This is a genomic window from Sinorhizobium sp. 6-70 (assembly GCF_030124375.1).
GTDB lineage: Bacteria > Pseudomonadota > Alphaproteobacteria > Rhizobiales > Rhizobiaceae > Sinorhizobium.
Genome location: NZ_JASKLS010000010.1, coordinates 189876 through 203011, shown reverse-complemented (window position 1 = coordinate 203011; position 13136 = coordinate 189876). Strand labels below are relative to the sequence as shown.

The window sequence follows — 13136 nt, the reverse complement described above, 5'->3', positions numbered from 1 at the left end:
GAATGTTCTTATTATGTTCTCGTCTTGTGAGGAGTCAATGGTGTGTCGACAGGGGCGGTCTGAGGCCGCGATGTTGTCAGATGCCCTAAGCCGTTCGGGCGAGTGGACGTATTGAGCGACACACGGCATCCTTGTGCTTCGAGGAGGAGCCATGGGGAAGATTGTAGACTTCGATCCGGGCAAGCATCGGAAACGGAAGCTAAAGAGCGGCGCGCCGACTTTCCCGAGCCACTATGTTCGTCGGCGATCAGCACCGCGCAGCAAAGGCGGTTCGATTCCCGGCATCCTCGTCGTAGGGGCGCTGGCACTGTTCGGCATATCGCAGTACGTGTCGCCGATTCCAGGCTGCGATATCAAAGGCAACATCAGTTACCGGTCGGGCGAGCACATCTATCACGTGCCAGGGAAGGAGTATTACAGCGAAACGCGCGTCGATTTCTTGAGCGGCGAACGGTGGTTCTGCTCCGAGGACGCCGCACGCGAAGCTGGTTGGCGGAAGGCATACAGATGACGAGCCCCGGAGATTTCTTCAATCAGGAAACGGGTCCCGCCCTGTTGGTTGGAAGTTTTGTCGGACTGCTGGTTTATTTTGCGCTGTCGAGGCTCATTGGCGCCGGCCGACCGACCAGAGCCCGGACAACGGCGGAACGCCAATTCAGGAACGTTTACTCCATCATGGATGAGGGCCGCCGCCAGTCTCTGATCCGATACTACATGGAGAAGTACGAGTGCGGGCGCGATGAGGTCATGCGCCGGGCCGTCGAGGAGCGCTCGCGACGCTAACAGATGGTAGCTGCCTAGCGGCGATTCAAAGGTCGCAGTAGACACTACTATTTTCTCCACGGTACGGAGATTTGATTTGGAATGTCCGCCGCGGTCGAAGGGAATGCCTTTCTGCTTTAAGAGAGCCGCCAGGGCGACTGGAGCAGATTTGCTTTAGGAAAGTCGAGGGGTGACATGTTTGCCCGTACACTCGCGGCGTTGTTTCTTTTGGCCACCGCACCCGGCTGCGTTTCTGTCGGGGCTCAATGCCATCCCAGTTACGTCCCCTGTGTGCCGGTTGCTAGTGACGTTGATTGCGCCAGCGGATCTGGTAATGGCTCAGCGTATGCGCATGGTCCCGTTCGTGTCATCGGTCCAGATGTATATGGCCTGGATCGTGACGGCGACGGGATGGGGTGCGAGCGAGGCTAGGATGGCGCGATCCCGAGCCGAGGCGCCTGACCAAGATGGAGAAACAGCTCCCGCGCGGTCATTTCGGGTTTCGGCTCGAAGAAAACAGCGGCGCACAGGTTCATGCGCATCGCCAAAGAGGCCGGCCAGAATGAGCGAGCGGTGGCGTGACGAGAGCCTACGGGTATTTGTAAAAGACGTGACCTTTGACCCAGGTCACTGTTCGGTCCTCTGCTCGCTCCCAAGCTATCTTCGCATTCATCGGGTATGGGCAACCCTCTTGGTGAAACTGACCCAGACGCACTCTCTCACCACAAGGTGAGGAAATCTGGAACCCTTCTCCCTGCAGGTGACGCTCCAAAGCCTCAGCATCACTGCCGGCGGGGAACCGCATCCTCAATCGCTTTGTGAGCTCCGGTGAAACGCCTTCTAGTATACGGCTACGAAGAAAATTTTTGGGAGGGGGGCACCCGTTGGTCCACCACCCTCCCGAGGCTTCTAAATCGTGCAGCAACGGAGGCAATGGCGGATAGCACTCCAATTCCCAGCATCCCGAAAGGAAAACGCAAAGACTCACCAGCAATGCGCCCTTGTGGAAATGGGTGTCCTTCGTCAGAGGCATATGTCGCACAAAGGATTCTCGGGGTCCGTGGCCTCCCACCATCGCATCGGGCTGCCACAATGGAGGCACCTCGTTTCTGCTCGCGCTAGTTCCGCCACATCAGCGCGACGCATCGTTGCCTTTTGGGCTTCCGCTTCCCGCTTAATCGCATCGTCGCGGCGCTTTAGCTCGGCCGCTCGCTCTTCGTCGGTAAAACCGCTCATGTAATCAGCTCTCCCCTCGCTCACCGGCGAGCAAGCGTTCGGCATAAATCTGCTTGCTCAAACTGTCCCGCACCCGGTCCCTCTGTTCACGGATCATGCCGGGAATGAGAAACAGATCAACCAGCAGCCATACGCCCCAGGCGACCAGGATCAGGCTCCCGATACCGACGCCAACGGTGGCGACTCCGATCACGAATAGGGCGAGGATTGCCACGCCGCTGCCGACGCGACCGGTATAGAAGCGGTGCGCACCGAGTCCACCGACGAAAAGCCAAAGCAGATAGGCGACCGCAGTTGACCTCGCCTCGTTCGTCACGCGCTGCTCGACGAGGATCTGCTCTGCCGTGGAAAGATTCATGATTGCCACCTACGCACTACAACCAGGAGCCTTGAAGCGTCTCATAGTGCAGGTTGCAGTCAAGGGTTAGGAGCTCGCCCATATAGGTTAGTGTGATTGCATACCACCTAAGCGTACAATCTCGATTTCCAATGGTCTCCACCGTCTTGGAGGTGGCCACGATGACCCGCACTGGATCGCTAATCTTCATGCTGACTGCCGGGGCTGCCTCTGGGCTCTTTACGATCGGAGATGCACACCGGCCCCGTACGCTCTGGAGCTACCCGCCCGCCTGTCGCAACGGGTCCGAGGTCGCTGGCGACTGCGAGAGAATTCCGGGCAAGACCGTTTCGAACGGTCCTTATGGATTTGTGGTCATCCTTCATCCTGGCGACCACCACCTGATCACGACGGAGCATCGATTCCTGATACCCTATAGAAACTATAGTCCGGTGACAGCGATTTTCACGTCTGCCTTCATCCGAATGAGTATCACGTGAACTGCTTCTTCGCGCCTCCGGACGGCGCTTGAGCCACGCAAAAGGACCGCTGGGCAATCACGAGAAACACCCGGGCGGGGTGATCGCCTCGACGGCCTTGATTTGCCGGTCAGACAACGGCGTGCCGTTCTCCCAGACACCGCGCATCATGACCAGGTAGTAATAGACATCCGGCGTGTCGCCGATCTGTTTGATGGGGCGATCCGGGTAGAGTTCATTGTAACGTTGGCGGGCGGCTTCGACCTTGTCTTCCATAACCGCACAGATTGGCATCTCGCGAGCATTAGGCAACAAAAAAGGCCGGGCTAACCCGACCTTCTTGTAGCTACTGCCAATACATCCGTGGTCGTGGTCAAGCGTCAATCTACAGTGTGGATCGACTGCTCCAGAAAGCTGCGGATACCGTCGCGCAGGACAGTGGCGAGAAATTCTTGGAAGGCATCACGATCAGTATCGAACTGATCATCCCAGACGGTCGAGTATCCCTCTTGATCGACGACCTCTAGCGTCCAATCTGCGTTGGTTCCGGCTGGGCGGTATATGCTGAGAATCACCATCACGCCGTCATCGACAAATTCGCCGCAGAATTCAGAAAACTCGTAGTGCTGCTCGCTTTCAGGCATGGACATTCATAGCATGTTCCGTGTGCGAACACGATTACTGGCTTGCCAGCGCATCCCGTCGCCTTGGCCTCCTCATCATCCCAATAGTCAATGCGACGATTTCGCGAATCTGTGCGTTAATGGCAGCATGGAGCAAAGCCTGAATAGGGAAACGCTGAAGAAGAGGGCGTCCACCGACCCGAACAAGTAGCTTTGGGAGCGCGACTACGGATCCTTTTTTGACTGCCTAGCGGTGGCGCGGAAGACGCAAGTTGTTGGCTATCCCGGGAGCTTGTTTAGTCCAAACTTAGCGCACAAACCTACCGCTTCTTGTTCCAAACAAAATCGTGATCGAGTATGCTTAAATTAATTGCATCCGACGGGATGCGAGCGGAACGGGAACATTCAACAGCCCTTAACTCAGTTGCTGCAATAACAGGATTCATTTGTGTCCTGTCGGACCGTCACCTGAGGTTTCATCTTGTTCCAATTAATCGAGGCCGTGAAGCAACTGACGATCTTTATGGAAGCGACCCGGCTTGAACTTGATGAAGCCCGGGAAAAAATTAGGGAACACAAACTCTGAAAGAATTGGGATCGTACGGAAACTCTCCGAACCCGGAGTCGACGTTATGTATCTTCGACTGACGAGCAGAATCGGATCATCGTCGGTCAGGATGATGACGGAAATGAGAAGGCCGGAAACAGGCTCACCACCGGCACCGCCCTGGCGGCTCCGTCCGACAGGGCATATTGCACGCCGGAGCGCACCGAAGGCGAGGTCTAACACCGCATCATGTTCCGTTTTCGCAAGAACTCGCTGCTAACGAGCAATGACTCCTCGGACAGCCCGAACGAAGAGAGTTAACAGATCAGGCTCTGCACCAAGACGATCCCGAAGCCGCCTCGATATCTCAAGCTGGACACCGGTCCTTCGCTTCCCGCGGTTGCACACATTGGTTGCAGCTTGTCCTGCTAGGCTTTGACCCGGCTTTCGCAAGGTCGCCGCGAAACCCGAAGCTCCAAGCACCTCGACAATGTCCCTGCACAGTTTGACATCGCGCCCACCGACCCAGACGTCCTCACCTTCTGCGTTGTTCTGCATTCCGTGAATGCCGACGACGGTCTGGCTCTCCGCAATCAGTGCCAAGGCTGTGGGCTCGTCGAAGCGTTCGGATGAGACATGCAAGTCTTCATGACGCCTGCCAGGCTTCAGACCGACGAACACGTAGTAGGAAAGGTCGCCGTCGGCGATCGCTTTTGTGATCTCTGTCGTTCCTGGTTCGATCCAGCCACCATGTGGTGCTACGACGATCAATTCTTTCGGTCTAAGGATTCGATCGCATAGTCTTCGCCAAGAACTTCAGTCCTCGCGAGCTCGTAGAACGAAGCATATCTGTCCACGTGGCTTGTCTCCTGTGCTGCGAAATTCTGGTTGCGTTGCAGCGATCCTGCAATTTGGGAGATTGGCATCACAGCATGCTTGGCTTATCAGAGGCTGATGTAATCGGGGAGAGTTGCAGTGAAAATCAATGAAATGAAGGTCTGGCGGTTTCAATGTTTCGGCCCCACAAATGTGGCCGCGGATAATGGCGAGACTCCAAAGTTTCAAACTCTGTTCTTCGATTCGAGCATCACCGCTCTCATCGGCCGAAACGGCTCAGGCAAGTCGGCTGCACTGGCCGCCCTTCTGCGCCTCTTTGGAGAAACTCGCGACGAACGGCTCATCCGACCGGAAGACTTCTTTGTTCCCCCCGGCGAAACACTTGAGAGCGCTCCAGTTCGACGGCTCTTTGTCGAGGTTGAGCTAGGTTTCCCGGAGCTCGACTCCGCGGACCCCGCCGCCGAAAAGACCGTTCCTGCGGCATTCCGAAATCTCGTTTTCCTCAGCCCGGATGGGAAACTCATCGCGCGCGTCCGCTTGGAGGCGAGCTGGGAAAACACCGGCACGCTGGACGGCGTCATCGAGGAGAACTTGTACTGGCTCCTCACAACCGATCCGGTTTCTTTCGGAGAGCCGAAAGATCCCGCGATAAAGAAGAAGATGGCTGCTGCCGACCGCGCACTGGTGGTTGCACGGTTCATACCCGCGAGCCGGGATATCACCACTCTCACGAAGCTGACGGTCAGGAGCCTGGGACGCGCGCTCATGGAGTCCGTTCAATGGAAGAATGAGGCGGTAATCAAAGATCTGATCAAAAAGGCCGGGGAAGCCCTTGCCGACGAGGACGCTCTCAAGCGGGTGAATGGCTATATTCAGAGCTGCTGGCAGGAGCTGAATGCTGCGGATACGGCGACGAACGCTGCTCTCCATGTATTGCCGCCGGACTTCCAACAGGTCATCCGCGCCGCGTCGATTGCCCTGACACCATCGGCGTCAGGAAGAGCGATCGGCGTCGAACAACTCAGCGATGGACAGCGGTCACTTTTCCATTTTGCCTTGGTCAAGGCACTGCTGGATCTGAGGCTCGCGCTGGAAGCCGAGGTTGCGGACGGCAAGGCTCCGCCATTTCAAGCAAGGTTCATGCAGGCGCCCGCCCTCACGATCTTCGCATTCGAGGAGCCGGAAAATCATCTCGCACCATATTTCCTGTCCAGATTGATAACTGAACTTCAGAAGCTCACAGTCACTCAACGTGTCCAGGGGATCGTGACCAGTCATTCTCCAGCGATCGTCGGACGGCTCGAACCGGAAGCGATCCGGCACGTACGACGCGAGTTCTCAACCGGGATCTCGACCGTCCGGGGGCTCGACATCCCGAAGGGCGCAGACGAAGCCGCTAAGTTCGTCAGGGAGGCAGTTCGCGCCCATCCGGAAATCTACTTCGCGCGACACGCGATTTTCGGGGAGGGGGCTTCTGAAGAGATCGTGCTTCCTCGCCTCGCGGAAGCACTTGATATCCCAATGGACCGATCGTTCGTCGCGATCGTGCCGATTGGCGGTCGTTATGTGCAACATTTCTGGCGCCTCGTGAACCAGCTCGGGATCTCCCACACAACGCTTCTCGATCTGGACCTCGGAAGGAGTTCCGGGGATATTCGCCAGTTCGCCGCAGCGGCAACCGGAATCGAAACTTTGCGACCGTCGACGGATCCAGCGGTGCAAGGACCGCTGAACCACGCGAAAGGCCTCACCAGAGGAGTCAGCAAGGACTGGGCGGCCGACGGCCGCAGCAAGGCATGGCTTGAAAGCGGGCTTGCGTTTTTTGAGACGCAGGACGTCTTCTTTTCCGTTCCGCTTGACCTCGACATGATGATGCTTGAGGCGTTTCCTTCCGAGTACCAAGTGCTTGAGCCGGGAGCCTTGGGACCGCAGAACGCGAATGATCCGGTTCGACAGGGCGAGGCGGCTGCCACCGTGCTCAAGAAGGACGGCTATGGCCTGACGGCATATGCGGAGTATCCAATGATGCCTCTCTTTCCTTGGTATTCCTACCTCTTTCAAGGCAGCCGCGGAAAGCCGGCAGTCCATCTGGCGGCGTTGTCTCGCATCGACAACGCTGTTCTCAAGAAAGGTATCCCGCCGGTCCTGAAGAGGCTTTTGGAAAGGGTCAAGCAGCAACTTGAATCCGTCGGTGCCTGATGTCCAAAGGGCTTTTTACTCCCGATACCTGGTCGCCAGTTGGAATCGATAGCCTCGAAGACGCCGCCATGCGTGCGGTCAAGTCTCGAGGAAATACGCTTGTCACCGCGGGGCCTGGTGCGGGGAAGACCGAACTGCTCGGGCAGCGCGGCGTGTTCCTAATGCAGACCGGACTGTGCCCGTATCCTCGGCGAATCCTCGCAATCAGCTTCAAGCGCGATGCCGCCCGGAATTTACGGGAGCGGTTCGAACGGCGGTGTTCGAAGGAGCAGATTGATCGGTTTGACTCCCTGACCTTTGACGCCTTCACAAAACAGCTCTTCGACCGCTTCTGGAGGGGCCTTCCGGCTCAATGGGCTTTGAGGAACCCGTATACCGTCGCCTTTGCGCCGCCGCGGGGCGAGGTACAGCAGTTTCAACGTACTGTCGCTGACGGACTGGGCGACGAAACAAAGCTAGGCGGACGGGTCGAGAAGATCGCCGGCGTAAAGGCCGAACGAAACGGCGTGATGAGCGTTAGCTACGACGATTATCAAGGCGGGATCCAGCGTATGTCGCTGGTGCCGCCGCGCGTCGGCACCTACGGAGCTTTCCTTCATCTCGCTAGGATCGCATGGGCGCTCGACCAGGATCCGTCGCCGCTGACGTTCCAGATGTTGGGTCGTCTCCTCCAGGCTATTGTTGAGAATAATTCCGTAGTCCGCCGGGCGATTTGCGCGACGTACAGTCACGTGTTCATCGACGAGTTCCAGGACACGACGTATGTCCAATACGAACTCGTGCGCTCCATCTTCAAAGGATCGACGTCAGTCATCACGGCTGTCGGAGACGACAAGCAGCGAATCATGCGATGGGCCGGGGCTCAGGACGACAGCTTCGGCGAGTTCGCGGCGGATTTTCTCGACGGGCCTCCCGAGCTAGGTCGTGCTCGCTTGGTGCTTCAGAGCAACTATCGCAGCAACAAGAGGATCGTCGAAATCCTCAATATCTTGAAGGATAGGTTGGCGCCCACAGAACCTGACTTTGTCGCAGTTCGCGAGGCGCCGGAGTTGCCACCGGAACAGATATGCAGCGTGGTCGTCTCAGAGAACGAGAGCGAGGAGAATGCGAACATCGCCACATTCGTGTCGAGACGCATCCTCGCAGGCATCGACCCGCGTCAGATCGGGCTCCTCGTCCGGCAGAAAGCCAATGACTGGGAGGACCGGCTGGTGCCGCACTTCGAGGCATGTGGCATCGGCCTGCGAAACGAAGATCGGAATGTCGGCGGGGCGAGTATCCAGGATCTTATGGTGGAGCCATACGCCCAGGCGATCGTGGACTCTCTCGAATTCCTTAGCACCAGGCGCGGCGGCATTGTGTGGACGCGAGTGGTCGATCTACTGATGATGGTGGAAGGACTCGATGAACAGGCCGGCGACGAACGGAAAGTGCGCATTCTCGATCCGTTGGACGGTTTCAAAGCCAAGAACTTCTTCGATGGCACCGCCATTCCCGCGGCGGCGCAGGTCGACGTCCTGGTGGAAAAAGTCGAAGCCTTTCTCGGGCTTCCCCGATTGGCGGCACTGGCCCCGCAATATCAACAGGGGGACTATTTCGGTCAGATCCGAACGGCAACGCGGGCATTTCTGAAGGAAGCAGCGAACGGCAGGCGCACCTGGAACGAGGTGTTCAAATGGTACCGAGGCGAGGGCCAGGTTCCGTTGCTGACGATTACCAAGAGCAAGGGACTGGAATACGACATCGTAGTCCAGCTCGGACTCGACGATACGCAGTGGTGGAGCTTCGCCAAGGACCCCGGCGAAGGGCATTCAAATTTTTTCGTCGCAGCTTCGAGGGCGCGGGATCGGCTCCATATGGCATTCTGTAAGGGGAACCAGATCCAAAAAATCAACGAGATTTATGATCTGCTTCAACAGGCAAAGGTTCCTATTCAGACGGGCGTCGAATGGGCAGCTCGGTGAGGGCCGTCGCGACCGTCTAATACCTGTCCGACATAAAGCTTGGCAGAAATCTGTTCCATTCTGCCACTCTCGGCGGCCAACGCCAGGCTCTTCCCCTGGCACGATGTTATCGGTGCAGATTCACGTTGATATGCACGACATGGATCAGCTCTGCACTCGCATGGTTGTGATCACTGACATACGCCCATTTCATTGGGTGATCACACGTCATCCCATGCTGATGCACCGGAAAACTGGCATCTGCCTTTTTACGCAATTTGAGCACAAGATCGGCGATTCCAGCGTCTTTGAAGTACTCGACCACATAGCCACGGCCTTGTCGCCCAGTGGAGTAGCGGGAGATCAGTTGTTCGATGGCCTGTTCATGATAAGCCGGCCCCGCATAGATCTTCGCCTCTGCCAGACGCTGCTCTGGAAACATCGTGCTTTCAACTCTGATCGTCAGATCCACCCGCCCATTGCTGTATCCCTCGCGGGTCACGGCGAGCCCCGGCATATCCAACGCAGCGGCCAGGAATGCAGACAACTTCTCTTCGCTGTCTGTCTTCAAGTGATGGGCCTCTGCCTCCATGCGCTGAACACATTTCTCGAAATGGCGGTCAAGAAAATCGTCGAAATCATCCGCTGTTCTGGCTTGGAATAACTTCCGCAGTCCAGGAAACCAGTCAAACAGCGTTTTTAGAGTATCGCCCATCCGCACCCCTCTGTGGATTCTGCAGCGTCCAACGGATTGATAGCCGTTCGGCCCAGTCGCCTTCCTCCTGGTTTTCCGACGCCATGAACCGCACCTCGTCGAAAGTCATCGAGTGCTCGGTATCCAATCCGCCCGCACGGACAAACTCTCGGTTCAGAATTCCCACGTCATTGGCCGATAGCAGATTCAAGACGGGGAACAGGATATGACTTACCGATAAACCGCTGGCTTCCTCGATCATGGTGAGATCGGATATGCCCAGGCTGTTCCTTCCTCCCGCCGTCAATCTGTCTAGCAACGTGTCGACGGCTTGCGACCAGACCACCGCAGCACCGAATCTGTCCCGAACAACAGCCAATGCGCGCCTGCGGACATCCTCTGCGTCGCGTGTTCCATTGGCAGGGCTCTGCTGGTACGTCACGTCAAACACCGCGTCGGTCAGCCAGCGTTTGAAGTTCGGGTTGTCGCTGAACTGCTTGAATAGTTCGGTGTGGTCGGACAGCAGTTCCAACACAACCCGGTTGAGTGCCTTGTCGTGCTCCAGTTTGGCGTTCTGACGGTCGGAATGGGCCTGCGCGTTCTGGTAGGCCTTGTCCTGCGCCACGCGCACCGGAATCTCCTCGGCGATAACCTTGCCGATCTTGTCGGCATCTTTCCATTCGATGTTGCCGAACAGGTCATTGAAGGTCCTCAGGATGTTCGACAGCTTGTCGATGTCCGGTTCGCCCTTGCCACCGCCGCCACCTGTTGGCGCAGCTTCAACCGTGGCATCGGTGTCATCCATCGCCATCTCGAGTGTTGCGCGCGCTTCTACACGGTAGCTGTCAATGTCGATGGATTCGAGTACACCCTTCGACAGGTCCTCTTCCTTAGGCGCGGGCAGCTTCGGGATCAGGAAGTTCAGGAAGATAGAGAGCTTTTCCCATGCTGGATGGCCATAGTTCAGAATCGCGGCGAAGAAGCCGTAGCTCCGCAAAAACGCTTTGGCCCTGCCCTTGAACTCGACCTGGCTGTCCTCATCCAGATCGTCTTGATATTGCTCGACGCATTGGTCGAGGATGGGATCGAGCATGTCGCGGTCGGCGCCGCCGAGATACAGCCCCACCAAATCCTCCACCTGCTGCCAGCTATATACCTGCTTGCCATCGAGGTCAGCTTTCAGATCGTGGAGCTTGTTGGCGTCGGTTTCGCCGGTCTGGATCGTAGCCCGATAGTAGTCCTGAAACGCCGCCTTTACCGCCTCCGCGTTGTCGGCAAAGTCCAGCACGAAGGTGTCATGCTTTTGCGGATGTGCGCGGTTCAATCGCGACAGCGTCTGCACCGCCTGCACGCCCGCCAGCTTCTTGTCAACATACATCGTATGCAACAGCGGTTCATCAAAGCCGGTGACGAATTTGTTGGCGACGATTAGAAAGCGATACGGGTCTTGTCTGAACTTGTCGGGGATGTCCTTGCTCGGGAAATTGTTGAGGTCAGCCTCGGTTCTCTTCTGGCCGCCGACCTCGAACTCACCCGAATATGCGATGATGGCCTTATACGGGCTCCTAATCTGTTCGAGGTAGTCCGACACCTCGCGCCAGTAGTCGATGGCCCGTGCAATGCTATTGCACACAATCATCGCCCGCGCCTTGCCGCCGACCTTCTTCGCGCCCATGACCTGTGCGATGAAGTGATCGACCATGATCTCTGCCTTGCGCCGGATAGCCTTCTCGTGGGACTCGACGTAATGGCGGATTTTCTTCAATGCCCGAGCCTTGTCGAAGTCCGGGTCGTTCTCCACCGTCTTGGCGACGTGGTAAAAGCTGTCCAACGACGTGTAGTGGGCGATCACGTCGAGGATGAAACCCTCCTGTATCGCCTGCTTGGTGGTGTAGGTCAGTTCCTCGGGTGAGCGGAATTCCGCCGTATCGCCAACCACGGTTTTCTCGCCGAATAGTTCCAGCGTCTTGCTCTTGGGTGTGGCCGTGAAGGCAAAGTAGCTGGCGTTGGAAAGCATCCGCCGCGACCGTATGCGCTTCTCGATTTCCGTGTTCACCGCGTCCTGCGTGGCGTCTTCCTCAAAGGCTTCCTCGTCGGTCTTGCCGGAAAGGGCCTCATGCATCCTGGCCGTGGTTTTGCCGCCTTGGCTGGAGTGAGCCTCGTCGATCAGCAGTGCGAACTTCCTACCCGAAAGGTCGCCCAGCTCTTCAAGAATGAAGGGAAACTTCTGCACCGTGGTGACGATGATCTTCTTCCCTCGGCGCAGGTAGTTGCGCAGTTCTTGTGCGTTGTCGGAATGCCCGAAGATCGAGGCCACATGGTCGTAGCCCTTGATGGTGCGCGCGATCTGCGTATCTAGCGCACGCCGGTCGGTGATAACGATAATGGAATCGAACTGCGCCACAGTTGGATCGGCGGCGCTGCGCAACTCCACCAACTGATGCGCCAGCCATGCAATAGTGTTGCTCTTGCCACTGCCCGCCGAGTGCTGGATTAGGTAACGCTTGCCGACGCCGTCATCGCGGGTACGGCGCAGCAGCGCACGCACCGTGCGCAACTGGTGAAAGCGTGGGAACACCGGTTTGCGCTTTTTCTTCTTCCGGCCCGTGGCGGCATCGGTTTCCTGTTCCTCTACCACCTGCGCGAAGCTCTCGATGATGTTGGCTAGTGACTGCCTCGCCAGAACCTGCTTCCATAGGTAATCGGTCTTCAATCCGTTGGGGTTGGGCGGATTGCCCGCACCGCTGTTCCAGCCCTGATTGAATGGCAGGAACCACGATGCCTTGCCTTTCAATTCAGTGCAAAAATATACCTCGGCATCGTCCACCGCGAAGTGCGCGATGCAGCGTCCCGGCTGGAACAGCAGTTCCTGCGAGTTGCGCGTGGTCTGGTACTGGACGATGGCATCAGCCACGGTCTGCTTGGTCAGCGAGTTCTTTAACTCGAAAGTCAGGACCGGCAAACCATTAACGAAGATCACCAGGTCGAGCTCGTTGCCGGAGTTATGGCTGTAGCGCACCTGCCGCGTGATGCTGAAGATATTCTTACCAAACGCTTCGGTGGCGTTAGCGTTGCCCGGTGTAGGCAACAGCTTGTAGAGATCGACCGTCACCGGCCCATGGCTCACGCCTTTGCGCAGCACGTCCACCACACCGCGTTTGGTGATTTCACCTTGTAGGCGATGCAGGAACTGCGTGCGCTTGATGCCCTCGTGCGCCAGCTCCAGCGTTTCCACCGCATCAGGCTGCGTGGTTTGCAGAAAGGTCAGCAATCGCACGGTGTCCAGCGCTACGTCGCGATTGAAGTCCGCAGCGCGGCCCAGCACGTAGCCGCCCGGCGCATACACGGCCGCCGGACTCTGCGTGGTATTGGCAGGAGCAGGTAAGTGCTCGCTGATACCCGCCAGATGGCGCACTATCAGCCGTTCCAGTTCTTTCTCGCTGGTGTCGGAAGGCTTCATGCGTCGTCTCCCTCTTTCT

The 13136-nt window shown here is 57.4% G+C and carries 11 protein-coding genes; 4 read left to right on the top strand and 7 right to left on the bottom strand.

The window, feature by feature from the left end:
- Positions 1 to 151 precede the first annotated feature (151 nt).
- Together QN222_RS20055 and QN222_RS20050 are read left to right on the top strand one after the other, a co-directional pair.
- Complete coding sequence (locus tag QN222_RS20055) at positions 152 to 511, top strand: hypothetical protein (RefSeq protein ID WP_283962721.1); 360 nt, start codon at positions 152 to 154, stop codon at positions 509 to 511.
- Positions 508 to 783, top strand: a complete 276-nt coding sequence (locus QN222_RS20050; protein WP_283962720.1) for a hypothetical protein — start codon at positions 508 to 510, stop codon at positions 781 to 783. Before QN222_RS20055 ends, QN222_RS20050 begins: the two co-directional genes overlap by 4 nt.
- A 1219-nt stretch (positions 784 to 2002) precedes the next feature.
- Here the strand turns inward: QN222_RS20050 and QN222_RS20045 are convergent.
- From QN222_RS20045 to QN222_RS20025, 5 genes are all read right to left on the bottom strand, one after another.
- A complete protein-coding gene (locus QN222_RS20045) occupies positions 2003 to 2356 on the bottom strand; it encodes a TM2 domain-containing protein (RefSeq protein WP_283962719.1) in 354 nt (117 codons plus the stop codon).
- A gap of 536 nt (positions 2357 to 2892) precedes the next feature.
- The gene (locus tag QN222_RS20040) at positions 2893 to 3090 is read right to left on the bottom strand and encodes a hypothetical protein (protein ID WP_283962718.1); all 198 of its coding nucleotides are present in this window, start codon (positions 3088 to 3090) and stop codon (positions 2893 to 2895) included.
- A 104-nt stretch (positions 3091 to 3194) separates the two neighbouring features.
- On the bottom strand, positions 3195 to 3458 hold the full coding sequence (locus QN222_RS20035; RefSeq protein WP_283962753.1) for a hypothetical protein: 264 nt from the start codon (positions 3456 to 3458) through the stop codon (positions 3195 to 3197).
- 469 nt (positions 3459 to 3927) lie between these two features.
- The gene (locus QN222_RS20030; protein ID WP_283962717.1) at positions 3928 to 4227 is read right to left on the bottom strand and encodes a hypothetical protein; all 300 of its coding nucleotides are present in this window, start codon (positions 4225 to 4227) and stop codon (positions 3928 to 3930) included.
- Positions 4228 to 4260: 33 nt separating this feature from the next.
- Positions 4261 to 4755 (bottom strand): poly-gamma-glutamate hydrolase family protein, encoded by a 495-nt coding sequence (locus tag QN222_RS20025; protein WP_283962716.1) that lies wholly within the window; start codon positions 4753 to 4755, stop codon positions 4261 to 4263.
- 204 nt (positions 4756 to 4959) lie between these two features.
- On the opposite strand from QN222_RS20025, the gene QN222_RS20020 reads away from it, so the two are divergent.
- Positions 4960 to 7020 (top strand): AAA family ATPase, encoded by a 2061-nt coding sequence (locus QN222_RS20020; RefSeq protein ID WP_283962715.1) that lies wholly within the window; start codon positions 4960 to 4962, stop codon positions 7018 to 7020.
- Positions 7021 to 7088: 68 nt separating this feature from the next.
- Positions 7089 to 8984 (top strand): ATP-dependent helicase, encoded by a 1896-nt coding sequence (locus QN222_RS20015; RefSeq protein ID WP_283962714.1) that lies wholly within the window; start codon positions 7089 to 7091, stop codon positions 8982 to 8984.
- Positions 8985 to 9090: 106 nt separating this feature from the next.
- Here the strand turns inward: QN222_RS20015 and QN222_RS20010 are convergent, their stop codons facing one another.
- Entirely contained in the window at positions 9091 to 9678 is a 588-nt protein-coding gene (locus QN222_RS20010; protein ID WP_283962713.1) for a hypothetical protein, read from the bottom strand.
- Positions 9650 to 13117: a type I restriction endonuclease subunit R gene (locus QN222_RS20005; protein WP_283962712.1), complete on the bottom strand. Its 3468-nt coding sequence runs from the start codon at positions 13115 to 13117 to the stop codon at positions 9650 to 9652. The genes QN222_RS20010 and QN222_RS20005 overlap by 29 nt, the downstream gene beginning before the upstream one ends.
- Positions 13118 to 13136 lie beyond the last annotated feature (19 nt).